This window comes from Micromonospora aridisoli, assembly GCF_056150025.1.
Genome location: NZ_JAXCFK010000010.1, coordinates 132651 through 157487 on the forward strand (window position 1 = coordinate 132651; position 24837 = coordinate 157487).

The 24837-nt window shown below is 71.8% G+C and carries 23 protein-coding genes and 2 tRNA genes; 10 read left to right on the forward strand and 15 right to left on the reverse strand.

The features are described from left to right. The first annotated feature begins 96 nt into the window (after window positions 1-96). Together hisN and SM447_RS21345 are read left to right on the forward strand one after the other, a co-directional pair. The gene (gene hisN, locus SM447_RS21340; RefSeq protein ID WP_474574603.1) at window positions 97-900 is read left to right on the forward strand and encodes a histidinol-phosphatase; all 804 of its coding nucleotides are present in this window, start codon (window positions 97-99) and stop codon (window positions 898-900) included. A gap of 59 nt (window positions 901-959) precedes the next feature. Continuing rightward, entirely contained in the window at window positions 960-1919 is a 960-nt protein-coding gene (locus SM447_RS21345; protein WP_474574745.1) for a hypothetical protein, read from the forward strand. On the opposite strand, the gene SM447_RS21350 is transcribed toward SM447_RS21345, so the two are convergent. Continuing rightward, on the reverse strand, window positions 1874-3076 hold the full coding sequence (locus SM447_RS21350; protein WP_474574604.1) for a glycosyltransferase: 1203 nt from the start codon (window positions 3074-3076) through the stop codon (window positions 1874-1876). The two genes, SM447_RS21345 and SM447_RS21350, sit on opposite strands and share 46 nt — an antisense overlap. 135 nt (window positions 3077-3211) lie before the next feature. Here SM447_RS21350 and SM447_RS21355 point away from each other — a divergent pair, with 135 nt between their 5' ends. Together SM447_RS21355 and SM447_RS21360 are read left to right on the forward strand one after the other, a co-directional pair. Further along, window positions 3212-4204: an SDR family oxidoreductase gene (locus SM447_RS21355; RefSeq protein WP_474574605.1), complete on the forward strand. Its 993-nt coding sequence runs from the start codon at window positions 3212-3214 to the stop codon at window positions 4202-4204. 89 nt (window positions 4205-4293) lie between these two features. Next, a complete protein-coding gene (locus SM447_RS21360) occupies window positions 4294-4866 on the forward strand; it encodes a DUF5709 domain-containing protein (protein ID WP_474574606.1) in 573 nt (190 codons plus the stop codon). Window positions 4867-4882: 16 nt separating this feature from the next. On the opposite strand, the gene SM447_RS21365 is transcribed toward SM447_RS21360, so the two are convergent. Together SM447_RS21365 and macS are read right to left on the reverse strand one after the other, a co-directional pair. Further along, window positions 4883-5527, reverse strand: coding sequence for a response regulator (locus tag SM447_RS21365; RefSeq protein ID WP_474574746.1), 645 nt, complete (start codon window positions 5525-5527; stop codon window positions 4883-4885). A gap of 14 nt (window positions 5528-5541) precedes the next feature. After that, the gene (macS, locus tag SM447_RS21370; protein WP_474574607.1) at window positions 5542-6666 is read right to left on the reverse strand and encodes a MacS family sensor histidine kinase; all 1125 of its coding nucleotides are present in this window, start codon (window positions 6664-6666) and stop codon (window positions 5542-5544) included. A gap of 116 nt (window positions 6667-6782) precedes the next feature. Here macS and SM447_RS21375 point away from each other — a divergent pair, with 116 nt between their 5' ends. Then, window positions 6783-7253 (forward strand): ATP-binding protein, encoded by a 471-nt coding sequence (locus SM447_RS21375; protein WP_474574608.1) that lies wholly within the window; start codon window positions 6783-6785, stop codon window positions 7251-7253. A 6-nt stretch (window positions 7254-7259) separates the two neighbouring features. Here the strand turns inward: SM447_RS21375 and SM447_RS21380 are convergent, their stop codons facing one another. From SM447_RS21380 to SM447_RS21405, 6 genes are all read right to left on the reverse strand, one after another. Beyond that, window positions 7260-8093, reverse strand: a complete 834-nt coding sequence (locus SM447_RS21380; RefSeq protein ID WP_474574609.1) for a phosphoribosylaminoimidazolesuccinocarboxamide synthase — start codon at window positions 8091-8093, stop codon at window positions 7260-7262. Between the two features lie 102 nt (window positions 8094-8195). After that, entirely contained in the window at window positions 8196-8435 is a 240-nt protein-coding gene (locus SM447_RS21385; RefSeq protein WP_474574610.1) for a hypothetical protein, read from the reverse strand. A 118-nt stretch (window positions 8436-8553) separates the two neighbouring features. Next, window positions 8554-8627: transfer RNA gene (locus SM447_RS21390), tRNA-Met, on the reverse strand. Between the two features lie 158 nt (window positions 8628-8785). Next, window positions 8786-8859: transfer RNA gene (locus tag SM447_RS21395), tRNA-Met, on the reverse strand. A gap of 155 nt (window positions 8860-9014) precedes the next feature. Beyond that, a complete protein-coding gene (locus tag SM447_RS21400; RefSeq protein ID WP_474574611.1) occupies window positions 9015-12008 on the reverse strand; it encodes a UPF0182 family membrane protein in 2994 nt (997 codons plus the stop codon). Between the two features lie 101 nt (window positions 12009-12109). Beyond that, a complete protein-coding gene (locus tag SM447_RS21405) occupies window positions 12110-13123 on the reverse strand; it encodes a YlbL family protein (protein ID WP_474574612.1) in 1014 nt (337 codons plus the stop codon). A gap of 115 nt (window positions 13124-13238) precedes the next feature. Here SM447_RS21405 and SM447_RS21410 point away from each other — a divergent pair, with 115 nt between their 5' ends. Beyond that, entirely contained in the window at window positions 13239-14537 is a 1299-nt protein-coding gene (locus tag SM447_RS21410) for a zinc-dependent metalloprotease (RefSeq protein ID WP_474574613.1), read from the forward strand. Window positions 14538-14636: 99 nt separating this feature from the next. Here SM447_RS21410 and SM447_RS21415 read toward each other — a convergent pair whose 3' ends face one another. Both SM447_RS21415 and SM447_RS21420 read right to left on the reverse strand, forming a co-directional pair. Further along, on the reverse strand, window positions 14637-15314 hold the full coding sequence (locus SM447_RS21415) for a hypothetical protein (RefSeq protein ID WP_474574614.1): 678 nt from the start codon (window positions 15312-15314) through the stop codon (window positions 14637-14639). Window positions 15315-15536: 222 nt separating this feature from the next. Next, complete coding sequence (locus tag SM447_RS21420; RefSeq protein ID WP_474574615.1) at window positions 15537-16058, reverse strand: M48 metallopeptidase family protein; 522 nt, start codon at window positions 16056-16058, stop codon at window positions 15537-15539. 538 nt (window positions 16059-16596) lie between these two features. Here SM447_RS21420 and SM447_RS21425 point away from each other — a divergent pair. The 3 genes from SM447_RS21425 to SM447_RS21435 all read left to right on the forward strand — a co-directional run bounded on the left by SM447_RS21425 (window position 16597) and on the right by SM447_RS21435 (window position 19397). Beyond that, window positions 16597-16764 (forward strand): DUF5679 domain-containing protein, encoded by a 168-nt coding sequence (locus SM447_RS21425; RefSeq protein ID WP_012014940.1) that lies wholly within the window; start codon window positions 16597-16599, stop codon window positions 16762-16764. Window positions 16765-16954: 190 nt separating this feature from the next. Beyond that, window positions 16955-18001 carry a hypothetical protein gene (locus tag SM447_RS21430; RefSeq protein WP_474574616.1) on the forward strand — a complete coding sequence of 349 codons (1047 nt, stop codon included), beginning with the start codon at window positions 16955-16957 and terminating at the stop codon, window positions 17999-18001. Between the two features lie 67 nt (window positions 18002-18068). Further along, a complete protein-coding gene (locus SM447_RS21435) occupies window positions 18069-19397 on the forward strand; it encodes an ABC1 kinase family protein (RefSeq protein WP_474574617.1) in 1329 nt (442 codons plus the stop codon). 367 nt (window positions 19398-19764) lie between these two features. Here SM447_RS21435 and SM447_RS21440 read toward each other — a convergent pair whose 3' ends face one another. From SM447_RS21440 to SM447_RS21450, 3 genes are all read right to left on the reverse strand, one after another. Beyond that, complete coding sequence (locus SM447_RS21440; protein WP_474574618.1) at window positions 19765-20130, reverse strand: WhiB family transcriptional regulator; 366 nt, start codon at window positions 20128-20130, stop codon at window positions 19765-19767. Between the two features lie 133 nt (window positions 20131-20263). Continuing rightward, window positions 20264-20548 carry a hypothetical protein gene (locus SM447_RS21445; protein WP_474574619.1) on the reverse strand — a complete coding sequence of 95 codons (285 nt, stop codon included), beginning with the start codon at window positions 20546-20548 and terminating at the stop codon, window positions 20264-20266. 139 nt (window positions 20549-20687) lie between these two features. Next, on the reverse strand, window positions 20688-22841 hold the full coding sequence (locus SM447_RS21450) for an ATP-dependent DNA helicase UvrD2 (protein WP_474574620.1): 2154 nt from the start codon (window positions 22839-22841) through the stop codon (window positions 20688-20690). Window positions 22842-22933: 92 nt separating this feature from the next. On the opposite strand from SM447_RS21450, the gene SM447_RS21455 reads away from it, so the two are divergent. Further along, window positions 22934-23176 (forward strand): mycoredoxin, encoded by a 243-nt coding sequence (locus tag SM447_RS21455; protein WP_474574621.1) that lies wholly within the window; start codon window positions 22934-22936, stop codon window positions 23174-23176. A gap of 159 nt (window positions 23177-23335) precedes the next feature. Here SM447_RS21455 and SM447_RS21460 read toward each other — a convergent pair whose 3' ends face one another. Continuing rightward, entirely contained in the window at window positions 23336-24631 is a 1296-nt protein-coding gene (locus tag SM447_RS21460; RefSeq protein ID WP_474574622.1) for an MFS transporter, read from the reverse strand. Between the last annotated feature and the right edge of the window lie 206 nt (window positions 24632-24837).

A 24837-nucleotide genomic window follows, 5' to 3' on the forward strand; every position in this document is an offset into this window, starting at 1 on the left:
CGGGCCGTCGTCGCGACGCCCGTCGGACGCACCGCCGCCGTGGCATCCGCCGGCCCCCGGCGCCGCTCCCGCGCCGACGTCGCTACCGTGTCCGGCATGACCGGGTACGACGACGACCTCGCCCTCGCCCACCGGCTCGCCGACGCCGCCGACGCCATCTCGACGGCCCGGTTCCGCTCGCTGGACCTGCGGGTCGAGTCGAAGCCCGACCTGACCCCGGTCTCCGACGCGGACACCGCCGTGGAGCGGCAGATCCGTGCCCTGCTCGCCGAGCACCGCCCCGACGACGGCCTGCTCGGCGAGGAGTACGGCGCGACGCCCACCGCCGGTAGCCGCCAGTGGGTGGTGGACCCGATCGACGGGACCAAGAACTTCGTCCGGGGCGTGCCGATCTGGGCCACCCTGATCGCCCTGCTGGAGGATGGCCGTCCGGTCGCCGGGCTGGTCTCCGCGCCCGCGCTGGGCCGGCGTTGGTGGGCAGCGCTGGGCACCGGAGCGTACGCGGGCCCGGACGCCTCCCGGGGTGCGCCCATCCGGGTGTCCGGGGTGACGCGGCTGGCCGATGCCAGCTTCTGCTACTCCTCCCTGGGCGGCTGGGAGCAGATCGGCCGGCTCGAACCGGTGCTCCAACTGATGCGGGACACCTGGCGCAGCCGGGCCTACGGCGACTTCTACGGCTACATGCTGCTGGCCGAGGGTGCACTGGATGTGATGGTCGAGCCCGAACTTTCGCTCTGGGACGTGGCCGCGCTGATACCCATCGTGACCGAAGCGGGGGGTACGGTCACCGACCTGGCGGGCCGTCCGGCCCCGGCGGGCGGCGACAACAGCACGCTGGCCAGCAACGGCGCACTGCACCCCGACATCCTCGATCGGCTGGGTCGACCGGACGCGCACTGACGCCCGGTAACCTCTATCCTCGCCAGGTGGCTACCTCGGGTTGGTGTTTCCTGGCGGCGATGATCGTCGCGTACGGCGTCGCCAATCTGTTGCAGTCGGTCGCCGCCGCCCGTACCACGGTGCATCACACCTTCGATCCCGGGTTGCTGCTGCGCCTGGCCGGGCACCGCACCTACCTGGTCGGGCTGGCCTGCCAGGTCGCCGGTTTCGTCCTGGCCTTCCTGGCCCGGCGGGACCTGCCGCTGTTCCTGGTGCAGGCGAGCGTGGCGGCCGGGCTCGGAGTCACCGCCATCCTCGGCGTGGTCGTGCTGAAGTGGCGGCTGCCGGTGGCCGAGGTGGTCCTGCTGGTGCTGCTCTTCGCCGGGATCACCGCGCTGGTCCTCTCCGCCCGACCGGCCCCGTCGAAGGGCCTCGGCACCGCGGGCATGATCGCCCTGCTGGCGACCCTGGCGGTGATCGCGGTGCTGGGCTTCTTCGCGGTCCGGCTGCACGGCGCACCGGGGTCGGTGGCGCTCGGGTCACTCGCCGGGCTGGCCTTCTCCGCCGCGGCGGTGGCGGCCCGGCCCCTGGCCTCCGCGTCGAGCTGGGACGCGTTTCTCACCGACCCGCTGCTCTACCTGCTCGTCGGCCATTCCGTGGTCGGCCAGCTACTGCTCGGACTGGCGATGCAGCGCGGTTCCACCACGGCGGCGGTGGCGGCCATGGACGCGGCCGGTGCGGTGCCCGCCGCCATCGTGGGTCTGCTCCTGCTCAACGACAAGATCTGGCCGGGCCGAGAGTGGCTCGCCGGGATCGGTTTCCTGGTCACCCTCGCCGCCGTCATCGGGCTCACCCGGTACGCCGAGCCCCAGCACGCCGTCGCCCGGGAGACGACCCGGGCGGTGGTGGGCACCCCGCCGCCGCTGGTCGCGCAGGCCACGCCCCCGGGGTGCGAGGTGGCGGGTGCGACCGGCGGAGCCGGCGCCCCGGTGCCTCAGGCCGCCTCGACCGGCCTGCGCCGGCCCACCACCCGCTCGTAGAGACGCTCCAGGGCGCTGGTCGTGCGTTCCCAGGTGTAACTGCACCGCACCCGGTCGACCGCCGCGTGCCCGTACGCGAACCGGCCGGCGTTGTCGGTGAGCAGCCGACGCAGCGTCATCCCCAGGGTGCGTACGTCGCCCGGTGGCACCAGCTTGCCGGTGACCTCGTCGACCACGGCGTCGGCGATGCCACCCATGGCGTAGCCGACCACCGGGACACCGCAGGCCATCGCCTCCAGCGACACCCGACCCGCCGAGGAGTAGTGCGGGGTGCAGGCCACCACGTCGGCGGAGCGGTACCAGGTGGCCATCTGGTCGTGCGGCACCGCACCCACCAGGTGCATCTGCTCGCCGACTCCGACGCGGTCGGCCAGCTCGCGCAGCCGACGGGCCTCGGCGTGGTTGGCCAGCCGGTCGGCCGGCGGCCCGCCGGCGATCACCAGCTCCGCGTCGCCGACCAGGCGCATCGCACGGATCAGGTCGTCCTGGCCGTGGCCGCGCCAGAGCCCGCCCACCGAGAGGATCCGGGGTCGCTGGTCGCGCGGTGCGGCCTCGCCGTCGGGGTGGAAACGCTCGGTGTCGACACCGGTCGGTACCAACGCGACCGAGGTGCGCTGGAGGCCCATCCGGGTCAGCTCGTCCACCTCGTCGTTGCTCTGGGCGATCGCGACGTCAACCGCCCGGGTCAACGCCCGCTCAAGCGGGATCCGGGTCCCCGGCCCGTCGTATCGCGAGCCGAGATGGCGCAGCTGTTCCATGCCGATCGAGTGGAAGGTCTGCACCATCGGTATGTCGGTCTCCCGCACGGCGTGCGCGGCGGCCAGGCCACCGATCCAGTAGTGACCGTGCACCACCTCGGGCGTCCAGTCGCCGGACCAACGGTCGGCGAGCCACTGACCGAACTCGGCCACGTAGGGCACCAGCTCGGCGGTGGAGATCGGCGCGACCGGTCCCACCGGTGCCCGTTCCACCCGGTAGCCGTCCACGGTGTCGGTCTCCGCCACGTCAGGATCGTCCCGGCGGGTGTACACCCGCACGTCGTGACCTCGCCCGGCCAGTTCGGCCGCGACCCGTGCGATGTGCTGGTAGGTGCCGACGACGATTCCGTCGCCGAACGGCGGCGTAGCGGCGTGGGCACAGACGAGGCCGACGCGCATGGGTCACCTCCATGCGGATGGGGCGGTGGTCTCCGGTCAGAGCGTCCCATTAACCGGCCTCCGAAGAGCCGAAACCTCGCAGATCGGAGACACGGTCGACGGCATGACCCGGACATGACGGGGTACCGAGGAGGAATGCCCCTAGCCCGAGCACTTGCCGACGCCACCGTCGTCATCACGGGTGCGTCCAGCGGCATCGGTGCGGCCACCGCGTACGCCCTGGCGCGCCGCGGCAGCACGGTGGTGCTGGCCGCGCGTACTGAGCCGGCGCTGCGGGAGGTCGCCCGGAACTGCCGTGAGCTGGGCGGTCGCACGCTGGTCGTGCCGACCGACGTGACGGACGCGGACGCCGTGCGACGGCTGGCAGGTACCGCCGTGGCGGAGTTCGGCCGGATCGACGCCTGGATCAACAACGCCGCGGTCGGCAGCGTCGGGCTGTTCGACGAGATCCCGGTGGAGGAGTTCCGCCGGGTGGTGAACGTCAACCTGGTTGGCACGGCCAACGGCATCCGGGCCGCGCTGCCGCACCTCACCGCGGCCGGCGGCGGCGTCGTGGTCAACAACGCCTCGGTACTGGCCGAGGTGGCGATCCCGTACCAGTCCCCGTACAACGCGGCAAAGCACGGTGTCCGGGGCCTGGCCGACACGATCCGCCAGGAACTGCTCGCCACCGGCCGGGGGTCCGTCTCGATCTGCACCGTGCTACCGGCCACCATCGACACCCCGTTCTTCCGGCACGCCGCCAACCACAGCGGCCGGCAGCCGGTCCCACCTCCGCCGGTCTACCCGCCCGAAGTGGTCGCGGAGACGATCGTCCGGCTGCTGCGGCGGCCCCGGCGGGAGGCGTACGCCGGTGGTTCCGCCCGCCTGATCGGCCTGCAGTGGCGGCTCGCCCCGGCGCTGGCCGAACGACTCCTCGGCTGGTACGGCCGGTACACCCAGTTCGGGCCGTCGGCAGCGGCGGACAGCGCCGGCAACGTCTTCCGTCCCCACGCCGAGGCGACCACGGAGGGTGGCTGGCACGGTCGACGTCGCCAGCTGGTCCGGCTGACCGCCGCCTTCGGCCTCGCCGCCGCCGGCACCGCTGTCGGCACGGTCGCCGCGTTGGCCCGCAAGCTGCCCCGCTGAGCGGGTGGGAAGGGCGCCGTCCGGTTTCCGTGCGGTCATCCGCCTCGGCGGGCCGGTTACGGCGGGAGGGCAACGGGTAGTGGTCTGTCATGCGCGACGACGAGTACCCGACCCCCGTGTCCGATCCCGAGGCCGACGGCCTGCCCGACACCGCCGACGACGATTCGACGGCCGGGGACGACGTGCTGACCGGGCGGGAGGCGGACGGCCCGGCGCCGGCCCAGTTGCCCGGTGACCGGACGCCCGTTGCCGTCGACGAGTTCGGCACCACCGCCGAGGAGCAGCTCGACGGCGAGTCGCTGGACTACAAGCTCAGCCGGGAACAGTTCGAAATTCCGGTGGACGATCCGCTGGCCGGCCCGGTCGATCCGGACATCGCGGCCGAGGCGGACAGCCGGGAGCAGGCGGCGCAGGCGCAGTTCGACGCCGACGTGATCGATCCGGGTCCCACGTCCGACCCGAAGTCGCCGGTGTCGATCTACGACCACGACCGGCTGGGCACCAGCGCGGACGCCACCGTGGGCCGGCTGGTCGAACCGGACGAGGGGACGCACACCGACCAGGAGACCGATTCGATCGCGTACGACGCGGGTGCGGCCGGTGGTGGCGCCAGCGCCGAGGAACTGGCCATCCACGAGACCCGGCCACCACACTCGGTCTGATCCCGCTCAGCCCCGTTCACCCGTCCAGGCCGCGTTCGATCGCGTACCGGGTGAGTTCGACCCGGTTGTGCAGTTGGAGCTTGCCGAGCGTGTTCTGCACGTGGTTCTGCACCGTACGGTGCGACAGCCCGAGCCGCTCGGCGATCTGCTTGTACGACATCCCCTTGGCCACCAGACGCAGCACCTCGGTCTCCCGGTCGGTGAGCCGGGGTGCCGCGTCCTCGGCACCGGTCGCCGCGCGCTCCCCGACGGCGGCCAGCCGGCGGTACTCGCCGAGGACCAGCCCGGCCAGACCGGGTGTGAAGACGGGCTCCCCCGCCGCGGTGCGCCGCACCGCCTCCAGGAACTCCGCCAGCCCGGCGGACTTGAGCAGGTAACCGGTGGCTCCGGCCTTCACCGCGTCCAGGACGCCCTGCTGCTCACCGCTGGCCGAAAGCATGAGCACCCGTACCTCCGGGCGGGCCGCGCGCAATCCCTGGATCACCTCCACGCCGGAGATGTCCGGCAGTTGCAGATCCAGCACCACCACGTCGGGACGCGCCGCGGCGACCAGCCGAACCGCCTGCCGGCCCTCTCCGCAGGTGGCCACCACCTCGTGACCGGCCTCGGCCAGGTCACGGGCGACCCCTTCGCGCCACATCGGGTGGTCGTCGACGACCATCACGCGCACCCCGCTCACGGCCACCTCCTCGGCACGATCAGTTCCACCTCGGTGCCCGTACCGGGTGCCGAGGTGATCCGGGCGGTGCCACCGAGGTCGGCCAGCCGGCCCCGGATGGCCTGGGTCACGCCCAGCCGCCCCTGCGCCGCCGCCTCGTCGAGACGGTCGGGCGGGAAGCCCGGTCCCTCGTCGCGGATCGACACGGTCACCGCCGAACCCTCGTCCTCAACCAGCATCCAGGCCCGACCGCCGCCGTGCCGGGCCACGTTGTCCAACGCCGCCGCGGCGGCCGCGGCCAGTTCGCGAGCCACCACCGGGGGCAGCGGCACCGGGGTCGCCGGGGCGGACAGTGACACGGTGGCCGAGGCGTGCCGGCCGAGCAGCGTACGCAGGTCCACCGGCGCATCGGCGGCACCGGTCCCGACCGTTCCGGTGCCGGAGATCAACGACCGCAGCGCCACCTCCTGCTCGCCGGCCAGCCGGGCCAGCTCACCCGCCTCGCCGTCGAGGTGGGCACCACGCCGCTGGACCAGGGCGAGCACCTGGAGCACCGAATCGTGGATGTCCCGGGCCAGCCGTTCCCGCTCACGCGTGGCGGCCTCCAGCTCGACCGCCCGGTGCAGTCGTTCCCCGGCGGTCACCGTCAGCCGGGCGACGTGTCCGACCACCACTCCGGCGAGCAGCATCAGGATCGCTCCGTTGAACGCGCTCGGCGTCACCATGCCCCGCGTGCCGAGGTCGGTCGCGCCGAGCACCAGGGCGGCCGTCGCTCCGCGCCGTCGCCCGCCGCAGACGGCCCAGGCCAGCACCGGCCCGCTCAGCCAGGCCACCGGGAGGGTCGGCAGCCCCGCGTCGAGCGCCGGCCGGCCCATCACCCACGGGGTGGCCAGCAGGATCGCCACGACGACTCCCAGGTCGGCCAGGAGCAGTGGCCACCCCCGCCGGGCCGGGACCGCGTAGCCGATCGCGGTGACGGCGGTCCAGACCGCCATGACCAGCACCAGGGCCCCGGCGGCGAGCGGATGCGCGTACCGGTCCGCGTCCCGGATCAGCACCACGCAGACGTACGCCAGGGAGGCCACCCGGAAGACCGCGACGGCGCGCCAGAGCGGGACCTCGAAACCACCGGGCGCGGACACGTGCGTCACCCTGCCACAGGGGGTCGCGGGCTTCGCACGCCGATGCAGCTCCGCTAACCCTGACGTACGGTGTTAAAAGCCGCGTAAACCTCTGCGATCTCTGTCAGGACGGGGCCATGACGAACGCAGAACCCCGCACACCGCGTACGGTGGTGCCCATCGAACACGCCCTCCTGACCGCCGACGCCTTCGACCAGGCGCAGGTGACCGAGCTCCGCCACTCGGTCGCCGGCTGCGCGCGCGCCGCCGGGCTGCGCGATGAGCGGCTGGACGACTTCGTGCTCGCGGTCAACGAGCTGATCACCAACGCGGTACGGCACGGCGGAGGTCAGGGCTGGTTGCGGCTGTGGAAAGAGCCTGGCCTGGTGTTGTGCGAGGTCTCCGACCACGGGCGAGGCATCGACACGCGGAGTCTCGCCAACCGGAGCAGGCCGGCGCCCGAGACGGCCGGCGGCTGGGGTCTCTGGCTGGCCCGCGAGCTGACCGACGCGATGGACGTCGAGACCGGGCCGGCCGGCACCACGGTACGGATCATCACCGCGACCGTCCCCGCCGAGCAGCACGTCGGCCGCCACCGCAGCGAGTGAGTCGGGTCACTCCCAGCGGTTGCCGGTCAGTTTCTCGTAGACGTCGACGTAGCGGGCGCGGGTGGCGTCGACCACGTCCGCGGGTACCTCGGGCGCGGGGCTCCTCTTGTCCCAGCCGCTGCTCGCGGCCCAGTCCCGCACGTACTGCTTGTCGTAGGAGAACTGGGTACGACCCGGCTGGTAGAACTCGGCCGGCCAGAACCGCGACGAGTCCGGGGTGAGCAGCTCATCGCCGAGCACCAGGGTGCCGTCCGACGCCCAGCCGAGCTCGATCTTGGTGTCGGCGACCAGGATGCCCCGGTCCGCCGCCAGTTCGGCACCCCGGCAGTACACGTCGATGGTCAGCTGCCGCAGCCGTTCGGCGGTTTCCGCACCGACCTTGTCGACCACCTCGGCGAAGGTCATCGGTTCGTCGTGCTCACCCACCGGCGCCTTGGTGGACGGCGTGAAGATCGGCTCGGGCAGGATGGACGCTTCGACCAGCCCGCGCGGCAGTTCCACCCCGGAGACCTTGCCGGTGCTCTCGTACTCCTTCAACCCGCCGCCGGTGAGAAAGCCGCGGGCGACGCACTCGACGGGGACCATGTCGAGCCGGCGACACCGGATGGCCCGACCGGCGAACTCCGGCGGCACGTCGGTGGCCGAGATGACGTGGTTGGGCACCAGGTCGGCCAACTGCTCGAACCACCACAGCGACAGCGCGGTGAGCAGCTTGCCCTTGTCCGGTATCGGGGTCGGCAGCACCACGTCGTAGACGGAGATGCGGTCCGAGGCGACCAGGATCAGGTCCTCGCCCTCGGCGTAGACGTCCCTCACCTTGCCCGAGTGCAGAAGTTCCACGCGGACAAGTAGACCACGCGTCGGGCCCACCGCCGCTGGCGGTCCACGCGCCGGTGAACGGGGCGCGGCCCCTCACGGCCCGGCGAGGTGCGAGCCGTCCGGTCAGCGGCGGCGTCGGGTCATCCGGATCACCAGCAGGACGATCACGGCCACCACCGCCAAGCAGCAGAGCAGGCTCAGGAAACCGAAGAAGCCGCCTCCGCGCCCGCGGCGCCGGGCCGCCTCGACCACCAGCTCTCCGGTGCCGGTCGAGGCCCACGCCGCGACCGGAATGAACACCGACAGCACGACCGTACCCAGGAGCGTGCCGAGCCGCCCCCACCACCTACCAAAGGAAGACATGGGCTCATCCTCGCCGAGACACGCAACCTCGACCGGCCGAACGGCGCCCATGTCGACCTCGGAGACGCCCCCGGAAAGAACAGAGGCCCCGGACGGATCCGGGACCTCTGCGTAAAAGTAGCGGGGACAGGATTTGAACCTGCGACCTCTGGGTTATGAGCCCAGCGAGCTACCGAGCTGCTCCACCCCGCGTCGGTAGAACCAGCCTACCCCATCGGTCGCCATCCTCATCCGGCGCCCCACCCGTAACACCGAACTCGGAGCGTCCGCCCCCGCCGGGTGACCGAGGGGAGGTGCCGATAGGCGAACGAAAAGAGGCCCCGGACGGATCCGGGACCTCTTTCTCGCAGTAGCGGGGACAGGATTTGAACCTGCGACCTCTGGGTTATGAGCCCAGCGAGCTACCGAGCTGCTCCACCCCGCGTCGGTAGATCCACCGTAGCGCACCACCCCCGGCCGCCGCAAAACGACTCCGGAACGGCCCGGGTTCACCCCGACCGTCCGGGGGTCGCACCGCCGACACGACGGAGCCCGCGGCGGCGAAGGTTCGCCGGACCGCGGGCTCCACCACTCGCTTGATCAGCCGGTGGGTGACGGGCTGCCGGCCGGGGCACCGTTGCCACCGGCGGCCTGCTGAGCCTGCTGGAACGCGGTCAGCGCCTCGTCCAACGCGGCCAGCGCGCGACCGTACCGCTCGAAGTCACCGGACGCCTGCGCGGCCCGCACCTCGGTGATCGCGGCCTGCACCCGCTCGGCCGCCGCCCCGAGTTCGCCGGTGAGCGGTGGCGCGTCGCCGGGCGCCGGCGTGGGGGTCGGCGAAGGCGGCGGCTCCTCGCCGTCGGGCGGCGGGTCCTCACTCTGGGCCGGCGGCGGGTTGCCGGCCGCCGCCCGCTTGCCCTGCTCGACGAGCTGCTTGATGCCGTCGGCCGGGTTGTCGGCCAGCACCACGAACGATCCACCGTCACCGTAGGAGAGCAGCACCTTCTGCAACAGCGGGTACGCGTCGGTCTGGTTGCTCTTCACGTAGACCGGTTCCACGTAGAGCATCCCGTTGTCGAACGGCAGGGAGAGCAGGTTGCCGTACTGCACCTGGGCCTGGTTCGAGGAGAGCAGGTTCAGCTGCTGCCGGATGTTGGCGTTGTTGGTCATCTGCTGGTGCACCTGCACCGGACCGGAGACGCGGGTCTGGTCGGGCAGCTCCAGCACCTGCAACGTCGGCCGCCCGTCCTCGTACGACCCGGAGACCAGGGCGGCCAGGTTCTGCCGACCGTTCGGAGTGAGCGCACTGGTCAGCTGGAAGCGGGGCGCCTCCTGGCCGGGGAACTGGGTGTAGAGGTAGTACGGCGGCTGCTTCACCCCGCTGTCCGGCGCGTCCGGCACGTTCGGCACCTGCCAGAAGTCCTGGCCGGAGTAGAAGTCACCGGGGTTGGTGACGTGGAACCGGGTCAGCAGGTTGCGCTGCACCTTGAACAGGTCGGCCGGGTACCGGAAGTGGTCGGCCAGCGCCGGCGGGATCTCGGCGCGCGGCTTGATCAGATCACCGCCGAAGGCCTTGTTCCACGCCTTGAGCACCGGGTCGTTCTCGTCGAACTCGTAGAGGGTGACCGTGCCGTCGTACGCGTCGACGGTCGCCTTCACCGAGTTACGGATGTAGTTGACGTTCTCCCGGGCCAGCTGGATGGTGCCCCGCCCGGTCAGCTCGTCGGTGGTCTCCTGCTGGAGGTTGACCCGCTCGGCGTACGGGTAGGTCGCGGCGGTCGTGTAGCCGTCCACGATCCACTGCACCCGGCCGTCCACGATCGCGGGGTACGGGTCGCCGTCCAGGGTGAGGAACGGGGCGACCTTCTCCACCCGGTCCCGTGGGTTGCGCACGTAGAGCAGCTTGGAGTTCTCGTTGACCGCCTCGGAAAGCAGGAAGTTCGCCTCCTGCTCCTTGATCGCGTAGAGCAGCCGCCGGGTGAACGAGCCGACCTCGACGCCGCCCTCACCGGTGTAGGTGTAGTACGACTCGCGCCCCTCGCCGCTCTCTCCGGCGGGCCGGTCGAATTCGGCCGGGTTGGCGTCCGGGTTGGGCTTGCCGACGATGGCGTAGTCGCCGTCCGACATCCGCTCGCCGTAGTAGATCCGGGGTTGGCTGGCCGGGATCAGGTCGGTGGGCGAGGAGCAGGACTCCTGCGACCGCTCGCCGAGGAAGCCGGAGACGAAGTAGGGCTGGCCACCGCAGATCACCCGGTTGGCCGGAGCGGCCACCACCCCGTAGCCGTGGGTGTAGACGGTGTGCCGGTTGATCCAGTTGCTCTGTTGGGCGGTCAGCTCGCCGTAGTTGATCTCACGCACGCCGACGACGTAGTCCTGGGTCTCGCCGTCGACCGTGTACCGGTCGATGTCGAGCTTCGGGCCGAAGTCGTAGAAGCCGCGGACCTGCTGGAGCTGGGTGTAGGTCTCGCTGACCAGCTGCGGGTCGAGCAACCGGGCGTTGGGCACCACCGAGGTGTCGGTGGCCAGGCTCTCCTGCGGGGTCAGGTTGTTCGCCGAGTAGGCAGAGGTCTGGGCGATGTCCAGACCGAACGACGCGCGGGTGGCGTCGATGCTGCGCTGGATGTACGGCGCCTCCTTGTCCCGGGCGCTGGGCTTGACCTCGAAGGTCTGCACCGCCCAGGGGTAGATGCCACCGATCGCCACCGCCGAGACGCCGAGCAGCGCCAGTGAGATGCCCGGCCAGACCAGGTTCCGCATCCAGGCGTTGGAGAACACGATGATCGCGATCGCCACCACCACGGAGATGTAGGCGAGGATCTCCTTGGCCGGCAGCAGCGCGTTGATGTCGGCGTACCCGGCGCCGTAGACCCCCACGCCGTCGTTGTACTCCAGCAGCATCGCCCGGCGGTCCAACACGTATGCGACGGCCTTGAGCAGCACGAAGACCGCGACCAGAGTGCTCAGGTGGGCCCGAGCGGCGTTGCTCATCCGGTCACCCACGCCCTGCAGGCGGACCCCGCCGAAGAGGTAGTGCACGGCCAGCGCGCCGATCAGCGCCAGCACCACCGCGGTGAAGCCGAGGCCGAGCAGGAACCGCCAGAAGGGCAACTGGAAGACGTAGAAGCCGACGTCGACACCGAACTCCGGGTCGTCGACCCCGAAGTTGCCGCCGTGCAGGAAGAGCAGCCACTGGTTCCAGCGGCTCTGCGCCGACAGGCCGGCGAAGAGGCCGACGGTCGCCGCGGCCACCGCGATCCAGAGGCCCAGCCGGGGACCGAGCAGCATCCGGTAGCGCTCCAGGGTCGCCTGTTCCGGCGAGTGCGGTCGGAGCCGTGGTCGTAGCCGCTGCGCGAGCCAGAGGTTACCGCCGACGATCGCCGCCATCGCCAGGCCGGCGGCCAGGAAGAGCAGCAGTCGGGTGACCAGCACGCCCCGGAAGACCTCGGTGTAGTCCACCTCGGAGAACCAGAGCCAGTCCGTCCAGGCCTGCACCCCCCAGCCGAGCAGGGTGAACAGGACGAACACCCCGATCAGGACCCCGATCGTGACGCGTCCGCGTCGGCTCATCCTCGGCAGGGGGCTGCTGCTACGCATGACCACTGTTGGCTCCGCACGCTCGTTATGATCGGCTCCGACCAGGCACCCAGAGTACGGGGTGTTCCTGAGAGCGTGAGCGCAAGGTTATGCCGCGCGGTTCAACAGTGCGTCGGCTCACCGCCGGAACGCAGCGTCTCCAGCGCCTCCAGCGCCTCGTCGAGCGAGCCCACCTTCACCAACGGCAGGTCCGGCTGCCGGTTACGGACCGCCTCGGCGCAGTTCGCCGCCGGCACGAGGAAGGCCGTCGCGCCCGCCCGCTTCGCTCCGACCAGCTTCTGCGGGATGCCGCCGATCGGGCCGACCTGTCCCGAGTCGTCGATGGTGCCGGTGCCGGCGACGACCCGGCCGCCGGTCAGGTCCTCCGGGGTCAGCTTGTCGATGATTCCCAGGGCGAACATCAGACCCGCGCTGGGACCGCCGATGTCCTTCAGATCGAAGGAGAGGGTGAACGGGTGCGGCTGCTGCTGCTCGATCTCGATCCCGATGCGGGGCCGGCCGTCCTGCTCCCGGCTGGTGATCGTGTCGGTCCGCGCGGCGCCGTCGCGGGTGTACCCGATCCGCAGGGCCGTCCCCGCCGGCTTGGCCCGGATGAGTTCGGTCAGCCGCGAGGCCAACGGCACCGGCTCGCCGTCGACCGAGGTCACCACGTCGCCGGGGCGCAGCACCCCGGCCGCCGGCCCGTCGGCGGCGACCGTCTTGACCACGACCTGCACCTCGTACCCGAGTTCCCGCAGCGCGGCGGTCTCCGCGCTGGTCTGCGAGACCTGGAAGTCCTCGGCGTTGCGCTGCTCGACCTCCTCCTGGCTCTCCCCCGGCGGGTAGACCAGCTCGCGCGGCACCACCGCCTGCTCGTCGGAGAGCCAGCCCTGGATGGCCGAGCGGAGCTTGACGCCGGGCTGCACCCCCACCGTCGTCAACCGCAGCTGGCCGGCGGAGATCGAGGTCTCCCGACCGGTGACCTGGATGACCTCCTTACCGTCCTCCTGGCCCAGCGTGTCGACGGTCGGGCCGGGGCCGAGCACCACGTACGGAACGGGCGCGCCGAGCACCCCGATACTGAGCAGCGCGGTGAGCAGAGCACCGAGCAGGACGGTCACGCCGCGACGTCTCATGCGGCAGAGCGTACCGAGCCCGGCGAGGGCTCCCGGCCGGCACGACGAACGACTTCGCCCTCAGCGCAACCGCGGTGGCGGCGTCGTGGAGCGCGGCGCGCGTACCGTAGACGTCGTGCCTGATATTCCGTTCGGTTTCGCGCTACCGGGTGGGCAGCCGCCCGACCCCAACGACCCCGCGCAGATGCAGCAGTTCATGTCGCAGTTGCAGCACCTGCTCTCCGCGTCGGGGAGCGGGCCGGTGAACTGGGACCTGGCCCGTCAGGTGGCGGCCAGTCAGCTCGCCGCAGCGGGCGACCCGGCCGTCTCGCCGTACGAGCGGCACGCGGTGGAGGAGGCGCTGCGCATCGCCGACCTCTGGCTGGAGCCGGCCTCCGCGCTGCCCTCGGGCATCCGGACGACGGTGGCCTGGAACCGCAATGAGTGGATCTTCAAGACGCTGGACATCTGGCGCAAGTTGTGCGATCCGGTGGCCAGCCGGATGGTCGGGGCGATGGGTGACCTGGTGCCGCCGGAGGCTCGGGCCCAGCTCGGCCCGATGCAGTCGATGGTGGCCACCCTCGGCGGCGCGCTCTTCGGCGGTCAGCTCGGCCAGGCACTCGGGTCGCTCGCCGCGGAGGTGCTCTCCGCCGGTGACATCGGGCTGCCGCTCGGCCCGGCCGGCACGGCCGCGCTCATCCCGGCGAACATCAAGTCGTACGGCGAGGGCTTGGAGCTGCCCGAGGACGAGGTCCGCCTTTACGTGGCCCTGCGCGAGGCGGCGCACCAGCGGCTCTTCGAGCACGTCCCCTGGCTACGGGGGCACGTCCTCAACGCCGTCGAGACCTACGCCGCCGGCATCCGGGTGAACCGGGAGGCGATCGAGGAGGCGATGGGGCGGGTCGATCCGACCGACCCGGAGTCGATGCAGGCGATCGCCCTGGAAGGCATCTTCACCCCGGAGGACAGTCCGGCGCAGAAGGCGTCACTCGCCCGGCTGGAGACCGCCCTCGCCCTGGTCGAGGGTTGGGTCTGCCACGTGGTCGACGGGGCGGCCGCCGGCCGGCTGCCCAACGTGGTGGCGCTAGGCGAGGCGTTCCGCCGACGCCGGGCGGCCGGCGGCCCGGCCGAACAGACCTTCGCGGCGCTGGTCGGGCTGGAGCTACGGCCCCGCCGGCTGCGCGAGGCCGCGGCGCTCTGGGCGGCGCTCACCGAGCACCGGGGAATCGCTGGTCGGGACGCGCTGTGGGGACACCCTGACCTGCTCCCGTCCGACGACGACTTCGCCGACCCGGTGGCCTTCGCCATGGCCGACGTGGACCTGATGACCGAGTTGGAGAACTTCGACTTCTCCGCGCCGGGCGGCCCGGAGGAGAAGGCACCGGGCGAGACGGACCGCGGTGACGACGCCGGGGACGGCGAGAACCGCTCCTGATCCCCCGCGCCGGCCGGCCGGTCACCCGCGCGCCGGTCGGCGCGCGGCGTCAGCCGGACCCGGTCGGCGCGACCTCACCCGCGCCGTCGGCGCGCGGCGTCAGCCGCGCCGGTCGGCGCCGGAGAGCAGGGCCCGGGTGTGTTCCCAGCCGCTGAGCGCCGGATCGAGCCGGGCCAGGTCCGCCGGGCCGCGTAGTCGGTGCCAGGAGGGCGTCACCGCCAGGTCACCGGGGCGGGGTGCGGCCGCGCGGACGGCCGCGGGCATCGCGGCGTTCAAGTCCAGCGGCGGCAGCCAGGACGGTACGGGTAGTCGGGCCGCCACCCCGAGCAGCCCGGGCAGGCCCCCCTCGACCGGGGCGACCGCGACCGGTCGGCTGGTCAACGGGCGCAGCAGCTTGCCGACGGTGAGCCCGGGCAGGTCCGGTGCGTCCCCCGCGACGACCGCCACCTGCTCGTAGCCGTCGGCCGCCGACGGCTGTCGACCGCCGGACGCCTCGGACCGGTTCGCCCCGCCCGGCCCGGCCGCCTCGGACAGCGCGGCGAACACGGCGTTCGGGGTCGGCTCGGGCACCTCGTACACGGTCGTGCCGGGCCAGATCACGGCGTCGGCCAGCCAGCGGTCCGCTCGCGTGACCGCCACGGCGGTGTCCACCTCGTTGAGCGTGGCGAGCAGGTCCACCACGTCCTCGGCGAGCGCCGTGCGCCAGTCCACCGGGTCGACACCGGGTGGCGCCCAGGCGACCGGCGCGAGCAGCGCCACCACCACACGTCGGGCCATCCACCGACCCTACCGCCGCGTCCCGGACGGTGACCGGGTCGCCCCGTGCGCCCTGCCCCACCCAACCGGAAGTGCAACTTCCCTGTTGTTGTCGTCTCCCCGCGCCCGGAGGGGACAACTTCCCTGTTGTTGCACCCTCTGCGGACCCGGACGGCGACTGGGTCGCCCCTTGCGACGTGTCGGAACGGGAGTAACGGGAGTGCAGCGGCGCTGTTGTCGCGGTCAGGGGGTGCCGGCGACGGCCGCCACGCCCTCCAGGTAGCCACGCGCGCGTTCGGTCTTCGGGTACCGGCCGACCAATGCCCAGAACTGCGCGTTGTGACTGGGCACGATGAGGTGGACCAGTTCGTGCAGCAACACGTAGTCGATCACCCAGTCCGGCATCTCCTGGATCCGGTGTGACAGCCGGATTGAGCGGTCCGCCGGAGTGCAGGAGCCCCACCGGCCGTTCTGGTTGCTCACCCACCGCACACTGGCCGGTACGGCCTGATTGCCGTACTCGGTGAGATATAGCTTGATCAGTCGGCCGGCGCGGGCCAGCAGCTCGGCGTCGGAGCGAACCAGGCGCCCCTCGCGGGCGGCCAGCCGGGCGAGCATGCGGTCGACCCACTCGCTCTCCTCGGCCCGGGAGAACTGGTCCGGGATGAGGACGACAACCCGCTCCCCGTCGCGGTAGGCGGACACCGTGCGTCGCCGACGCTGGCTGCGCCGTACCTCGACGACCGGCTTCCGCGGCCCAGCCATCAGTGGACCGCGCAGCCTCGGTTTGCTGTCACGTTGGCAAGCTAATGCGTTGTGACCAGGGGTCCGCAAGAGTCAACCCCCCGACACGCGTCCGGAAAGTGGGGATTGGTCGCCAGGAGTCCCGAAAATTTTCTTGCCGAAGCGGCGGGAGCCCGTCACGGTCACCCTTCGTGGTGACCGGCGAGGTGTCATACCCGGGCCACCCACCACGGTAAGTGATCATCGCACCAGGGCGCGCATCGGGGTCCGAAACCCCGCGACCGGGGTGCCACCAGCGCAATTGCGGCCGCCCGGTCGGCGTGTCCCCGGCAAACTGGCTGATCTGGCCTGATTCGGCGTGCACACTCTCGACGTCGCCTTGCTCACAGTGGCAATGCGCAGCTGACATGGAACCGCCCACACCTGGGTAGGGTCCGCCAACCGGTGGTCACGTGGGTGGCCGCCGGACAAGGACCCGGCGCCGGGCGCGCTGAGCGACCCGCCACCGGGAGACCACCGGGTCGGTATCGACCGGTGGACGAGACGAGGAGGGCACACCGTGGCCGACCAGGCCCAGACCTACAACGGTTACTGCGTCAAGTGCAAGGAGAAGCGGGACTTCGAGGGCCGCGTGGAGGTCTCGAAGACCGGCATGAACATGGCCAAGGGCAAGTGTCCGGTGTGTGGCACAACAGTGAACCGCATCCTGGGCAAGGCGAAGGTCTGACGTACGCACGCGAATGGGGGTGGCCGGTGGCCGCCCCCATTCGCGTACTCCGGTGACTGTCGGACCACCGACTTCGCTACCGGCAGGTTGTGGATAACTCGCCAAATCCTGTGGACAGCCCTGGATCTGGGACCGGCCACCTGTGGACAACGATCGACGGATAGCAGGGACACGGTCACTGTTCGTACCCATGACGCGGTCCTGCGAACGTCCCCCGTTCCCCCGTCCCCGCCTGTTGCCCGGGCTCACCCGTGTATGGCGCGATCGGCACACCCTTCAACTCGGCCTCGGTCGAGAGCGGGCCGTCCTGGTCGAGGTCGCCGACCCTCGGGCCATCCGCCTGCTCGACCTGCTCGACGGCACCCGCAGCGAACGACAGGTGCTCGCCGGGACCGGTATCCGTCCGGAACACGCCCGTGCCCTGCTCGACGCCCTGCGCGCCGCCGGCCTGGTGGTGCCGGCGCACACCCTCGTACCCCGGGACCTCGCCGGACCGCGACGGACCCGGCTCGCCGCCGAGACCGACGCGCTGGCGCTGGCCGCCGCCCGGTTGCCGGGTACGCCCGCCCAGGTGCTCCGGCGTCGCCTGGCCGCCCGGGTGACCGTCACCGGTACCGGTTCGCTCGGCGCCGCCATCGCGGTCGCCCTGGCCCAGGCGGGCGTCGGTCATGTTCATCCCGACCTGCCGGGATCGGTTCGGCCGGTTGACCTCGTCGGTACCGGCATCGCCGCCGCGGAGATCGGGCGTCCGCTCGGCGCTGCGGTCCGGGCGGCGGTACAGCGCACCGCCCCCGGCACGGGCACCGGTCCGCTCCGCCGGCCCCGACCCGACCTGGTCGTGCAACTCGGCACCGACCGGCCGGCCGCGCTGCTGGCCGCCGGTCACACCCAACGGCGGCAACCGCATTTGATGGTGGACGTCCGGGAAGGGGTCCCCACGGTAGGTCCACTGGTCCGCCCGCCGGCCGGCCCCTGCCTGCGCTGTCTCGACCTGCACCGAGCCGACCGGGACCCGGACTGGCCGGGGCTGGCCGCCCAACTCGCCGGCGTCCCACCCGCCCCGGCCTGCGCCGCGAGTCTCCTGCTGACCGCGACCGGGTACGCCGTCAGCGAGGCGCTGAGCCAGCTCGACGGCGGCACCCCGGAGACCCTCGGTGGGGCGATCGAGGTGGTGGCGCCGGGCAACCTCCGACGACGCTACTGGCCGCCGCACCCGCGCTGTCGGTGCGGCGGGTGACCGGTGCACCGGGTCGGAGGCGGCCGCACGGCAGCAACAGGCCGGTCGAGTCGGTAACAATGACCAAGTGACCGACATCCCGCGCCGGGCCGTGTCCCGGACCGCCAAACTCGCCGCTCTGCCGCTCGGCTTCGCCGGTCGGACCGTCCTCGGCATGGGAAAGCGCGTCACCGGGCTCGCCTCCGACGTGATCTCCGCGGAGATCCAGCAGCGCACCGCCGAGCAGCTTTTCAGCGTTCTCGGCCAGCTCAAGGGTGGCGCGATGAAGTTCGGTCAGGCGCTGTCGGTGTTCGAGGCCGCGCTCCCGGAGGAGATCGCCGCGCCGTACCGACAGGCGCTGACGAAACTCCAGGAGGCCGCGCCGCCGCTGCCCGCCGCCAGCGTGCACAAGGTGCTGGCCGAGCAGTTGGGGCCGGCCTGGCGGGACCGGTTCGTGAGTTTCGACGACGCACCGGCCGCCGCGGCCAGCATCGGGCAGGTGCACCGCGCGGTGTGGCGGCTACCGGACGGCAGCGGCCGGAACGCCGCCGTGAAGATCCAGTACCCGGGTGCCGGCGACGCCCTGCTCGCCGACCTCAAGCAGCTCTCCCGGTTGGGCGGCATGTTCCGGGCCATCCAGCCCGGACTGGACGTCAAGCCGCTCCTGGCCGAGCTGCGGGAACGGATCACCGAGGAATTGGACTACGAACTGGAGGCGGAGTCGCAGCGGGCCTTCGCCGCCGGATATGCCGACGACCCGGAGATCTACGTGCCGGAGGTCTACTTCGCCTCGCCCCGGGTCCTGGTCACCGAATGGATCGAGGGCACCCCGCTGGCCGACATCATCCGGTCCGGCAGCGAGGAACAACGTGACGAGGCGGGTCGGCTGATGGCCACCCTTCACCTCTCCGCGCCGGCCCGGGCCGGGCTGCTGCACGCCGATCCGCATCCCGGCAACTTCCGGCTGCTGCCCGACGGCCGGCTCGGGGTGATCGACTTCGGGGCGGTCGCCCGGATGCCGGAGGGCACACCGGAACCGATCGGCCGCATCGCCGGGCTGGCCCTGCGCGGTGACGCCGACGAGGTGGTCGCCGGCCTGCGGTCCGAGGGCTTCGTCAGCACCACGGAGCCGATCGACGCCCACGCGTTGCTGGAGTTCCTGCGTCCGATGCTGGAGCCGATCGCCGCCGACGAGTTCCGGTTCACCCGGGCCTGGCTGCGCGGCGAAGCCACCCGACTGGCCAGCCCCCGCTCCCCGGCGTACCAACTCAGCCGGCAGCTCAATCTGCCGCCGTCCTACCTGCTCATCCACCGGGTGACACTCGGATCGATCGGGGTGCTGTGCCAACTGGAGGCCAAGGCCCCCTACCGGGGCATCCTGGAACGCTGGCTGCCGGGCTTCGCCCCGGTCGGCTGACCGGGGTCACCCGGCGGCCCCCCGTTAACAAGGGGCCCCTTTACTACCGGAGGCGTTAACAAGGGGTCCTTCCTTACATGCGCGGCGGGCGGGGACCCTTGGTCCCCGCCCGCCGTCTGCGGTGTGGTCCTACAGAACGCCCAGTTCGCGGGCTGACCGGGCGCGGCCGGTCATGGCGACGGTACGGGCGGATCGGGTTGCCTCAGTGCTCGTGGTGGTGCGACCGGCCTGAGGCCGGAGCATTCGAGCCCTCGACAACGCTTCGTGGAGTAGGTACATGTCGGCTCCGTTCGGAAGGTGCAGCATGGTGGTCAGCTCTCTCTCGGCCGGTGCGACACCGGCGGGGTTGGTCCGGTTCGGGAACATGTCAGGCAGCCAGCCGGACAGCGCTGCGTGACGTGGCGAGACCGTTGGCCGCCAGCCGCGCCTCGGCCTCGACCCGCAACTCGGCGTCTCGGGCGAGGTCCTCCTTGCGCGGGCGACCACGGGGCCGCTTACGCGGTACGACCGCGCCACGCTCGAAGATCTCGCCGCCCCAGACGCCCCACGGCTCGGCCCGCTCGACCGCGCCGGCCAGGCACTCGACGCGCAGCGGGCAGTCCCCGCAGAGCGACTTGGCCAGTTCCAGCTCGGTGGGCGAGTCGGAGAACCACAGGTCGGGGTCGAACTTCCGGCAGGGCAGGTTCGCCTCCACCTCGACGCTCAGGTCGAGCGGGGCCAACGCCAGACTCATCGCCCGGTCACCTCTCTCTCACTGCGATCTCGTGGATCGCGGTTCCGACGTACTTCGGCGGTGCAAAAAAACTGAGGCCGCGGATCCCGGTATGCGGGTTCCGCGGCCTCGAGGTGAGCCGGTTGGTCTGTGGTCAGACCGGTCTACCTCGAGGTGGAACACCGCGGACGTCCATCCGCTTGTTGACGCCATCGACGCCCTTGCCCGTGAAGCCACTGCTCCCCTGGAGCCCGTTCGTCACCGGTGCGAGGATCAGCTCGGCCTGAATCTCGGCCCGGTGCACCTGGGGAGCCCACGGTCGCGCAGCGACAGCGGTGGCCCGGACTTCCGCCACCGGAGCGGCGGTCGCCAGGGCAGCCGACAGCGGAGCGACGGCAACGGGCAGCGCCGTCGGACGCTGGTTGATGTAGCTCTCCATCGGTGCCACCTCCTTGACGTTCACTCGTGGTCGACCCGGACACATACCCCGTGAGCAGCCCGAACAGGGCCCCCTTCCGAGGTGTGCACTGAGGCTATGCCGGTCGGTGGGGCGAGGGCAAACGAATTAACGGTCAGATTCAGAAAGTTTTCTGTGGGCAGATCTCGTCGACCGTCGCGCCCCCCACCAGCGCCAGCACGGCCTCCCCGTACAGGCCCAGCTTGCGCGGCCCGATCCCGGCGATCGCAACCAGTTCCTCGGCCCGGCCCGGCCGTCGCTCGGCCAACGCCACCAGCGTCGCGTCGGTGAAGACCACGTAGGCGGGGACCTTCTGCGCCCCGGCCACCCGGGACCGCCATTCACGCAGCCGCTCGTGCAGCTCGTCGTCGATGTCGGAGGGGCAGGTGGCGCACCGTCCGAGCTTGCGGTCCGGCCCGGCGAGCAGGGTCGTACCGCAGATCCGGCAGGACACGATCCGGGTGGCGGCCCGCCGCTGCGGTTCGCGCGCGGACCGCCCCCCGCTGGCCCGTTCCGCCACCGTGGTGGGCGCCAGCTGCGGCAGGAAACGGCACGGCCGACGGGGGCGGCCACCCGGTGAGCGCGCTGAGGCGTACGACAGCCAGAGCCACTGGCGGGCCCGGGTGATGCCGACGTAGAGCAGCCGGCGTTCCTCCTCGACCTGCTCGGTGGTGCGCGCGTACGTGGTGGGCAGGGTGCCCTCGGCCAAGCCGACCAGGAAGACCGCGTCCCACTCCAGCCCCTTGGCGGAGTGCAGGGAGGCCAGCGTGACCCCGTCCACGGTCGGTACGTGCTGCTGGGCCGCCCGCCGGGCCAGTTCCTCAATGAAATCAGCCAGGGTGACCGGACGCTCCACCGTGGCGGCCACCCCCAGGGGCAGGATCTCGGGCGTGGCGGCGTACTCCTCGGCGAGCTGCACCAGCGCGGCCAGCGCCTCCCACCGCTCGCGGGCGACGCCACCCGGCGGTGGGGAGTCGGGGGTCCACCCGACGCCGGCCAGCGCCTCGATCACGGCCGCCCGCAGGGGCGTCTCGCCGGACAACGACCGGGTGGCCGCACGCAGTGCCACCATCGCCTGGCGTACCTCGGCGCGCTCGAAGAACCGCTCCGCTCCCTGCACCAGGTACGGCACACCGGCCTCGGCGAGCGCCTTTTCGTACGCCTCGGACTGGGCGTTGGTGCGGAACAGCACGGCGATCTCGCGGGCCGGCGTGCCGGCGTCGATCAAGGCGCGGCAGCGGGCGGCGACCGCGACGGCCTCGGCCGGCTCGTCGGTGAAGATCCGCCGCTCCGGCTCCGGCCCGGTCGGGCGCTGGCCGACCAGTTCCAGGCGCAGCCGCGCCTCGGTGCCCCGCGCCTGCGAGATGACCGCGTTGGCCAACCCGACCACCTGCGGGGTGGAGCGGTAGTCGCGGACCAGCCGGACCACGGTCGCCGACCGGTGCCGACGCGGGAAGTCGACCAGGTACGCCGAGGTGGCCCCGGTGAACGAGTAGATGGTCTGGGAGGCGTCGCCGACCACGGTCAGGTCGTCCCGTCCGCCGAGCCAGGCGTCCAGCAACCGCTGTTGCAACGGGTTGACGTCCTGGTACTCGTCGACGACGAAGTGTCGGTACTGGTTGCGGACCTGCTCGGCGACGTCCGGATGCTCCTCGATCCCCCATACGGCGGCACGCAGCACGTCCTCGAAGTCGATCACCCCGCCGGTCCGCTTGAGCCGCTCGTACGCGGCGAACACCTCCGCCACCTTCGCCGGCTCGTGCGGGGTCTCACGCAGCGCCTTGGCCGCGGCCACCACGTACTCCGCCGGCTCGACGAGGGAGGACTTGGCCCACTCGATCTCACCGGCGAGGTCGCGGGCCGCGGTCCGGTCGGCTCGTAGACCGGCTCGCGCCGCCGCGAGGGTGACCAGCCTGACCTTGCTGTCCAGCAACTCGGGCATGGCCCGACCGTCGAGCAGCCGGGGCGCGAAGTAACGCACCTGGCGCAGCGCCGCCGCGTGGAAGGTACGGGCCTGTACGCCGGCCACGCCGGCCACGGCCAGTCGCTGACGCAGTTCCGCGGCGGCGCGTGCGGTGAAGGTGACCGCGAGCACGTGCCGGGCCGCTATCTCGCCGGTCAGGGCCCGGTACGCGATCCGGGACGTGACGGCCCGCGTCTTGCCGGTACCGGCTCCGGCGAGCACGCAGACCGGGCCGGCGGGGGCGGTCACCGCCGCGCGTTGCTCCGGATCGAGCCCGGCGAGCACGCGTTCGGACGCGGAGTTAACCACCACAGCGGGGAATTGTCGCAGCTTCCCCCGACGTTGCAGCGGATAGCCTGTGCTTGATCGGCAAGCCACCGGGCGCGACGTTGGAGGATCTGACCATGCTGACGATGTATTCCACTCCCTGGTGCGGCTACTGCCACCGGCTGAAGTCGCAGCTCGACCGGGAGGGGATCGCCTACGAGGTGGTCGACATCGAGCAGGATCCGGCGGCCGCGACGTTCGTGATGCAGGTCAACGGTGGCAACCAGACCGTGCCCACGCTGCGCTTCGCCGACGGCAGCGCACTGACCAACCCGTCCATCGCCCAGGTCAAGCAGCACCTGGCGAGCATCGCCGCCTGACCGCACCGCCGCGCTGAGCGCGCTCGCCCGGTTGAGCCCGCCTCGCCCGCGTCGCCCGCGTCGATCATGAACCTGTTGCCCGGGTAAACGCTTACCCGGGCAACAACTTCATGATCAACCACACGGGCTCGGGCGGGGTGAGCGGGTCCGGGGGCAGGGTCAGCGGTCGGGGGTTGTGGGGGTGAGGGCATTGAGGTCGGCCCGCCTGGCCTCGGGTGCCGGGCGTTGAGCGGGGATCCGGGGTCGCACCGGCGGGCTCAGGTGCCGCCCGCGCCAGAGGTAGTTGCCGGCGAGCAGGGTGGCCAGACCGACCGCCGCGAAGGCCAGCCGGTAGTCGAGCAGGCCGACGACCAGTGCGCCCATGCCGATCGAGAACGCCTGCGGGCACCTGACCACCGCCTCGGCGGCGGCGGCCACCCGGCCGAGCAGTTCCGGCGGGGTCCGCCGCTGGATCAGGGTGTGCAGCCCGACCAGGGTCAGCGGCAACGACAGGCCCGCCAGCAGCACCGCGGCGAGGCCGAGCCCCAGATTCGGGTACGCAAGCATCAGCGCTGCGGGTCCGAAGAGCGCCACGCCGACGGCGAGGGCACCCAGTTCACCGACCCGGCGCAGCACGGCGGCGGAGAGCAGCCCGCCGACCAGGCCACCGATGCCCTGCACGGTGAAGAGCACGCCGACGAACGCGGGGTCCCGCCCGAGCCCCCGGTCGACGTACGCGAAGATCAGCGACTCGGTGAAACCCATCACCAGCGAGCCGAGACCGTATCCGAGCAGGGCCCGCCGTAACGCCGGCTCGTTGGCGAGGTGGCGGAGCCCGGCGATCAGTTCCCCGGGCCAGCGCGGCTGAGGATCGGCGGCGTCGACCGGTGCGGCGGACGAGTCGTGGGAGGTGACGACCGACCGTGGCGCACCGACCACCACGGCGGCGACCAGGAAGCCGACCATCCCCACCACGGCCAGCAGCCAACCGCCGAACGCCACGTAGAGCCCGGCACCGGCGAGCGGGCCGATCAACCGCAGCCCCTGCCGCGCCGTCTGCAACGCCCCGTTCGCCTCGCCGAGCAGCTCCGGCGGCACCAGTTCCCGGACCAGGCGGCTGAGCACCGCCCCGACGGTCAGGTTCGACAGCCCGTACAGCGCGGCGACCGCGTAGATGAGCCACATGTCGCCCGCGTCGCGGACCGCGAGGAGCGGGGTGAGCAGCAGCGCCGTCGCGAGGTTGGTGACCACGAAGAAGGGCCGCCGGGGGTATCGGTCGACGAACCAACCGACCAGCGGCGCGAGCGTGCGGGGCGCGAGGATGACGAAGATCGTGGCACCGGCGAGTCCGTCCGATCCGGTGAGGTCCTTCACCCAGACCGCGAGCGCCAGCAGCAGGATCGACTCGGCGGTCATGCTGGCCAGCAGTCCGCCGAAGAGCAGGCGGAAGTCCGGGCGACTCAGGACGGTACGCATTGAACCTCCGGTGGCACGACTCGGGGGCGGTAGCCGGACCCGGCGACGCGGAGCGCGCCGACCGGGGGTCTGTCGGGTCTGCGTATTTCTGATGACACGCCCTCCGCCGGTACCTCCGGCGCCGGTCGCGACGTCCATACTGACCGTGGGGGGCGAATTTCATACAGTTACCGTCGCGTCCGCGGCGGTCGACGGAAAAGAGGACA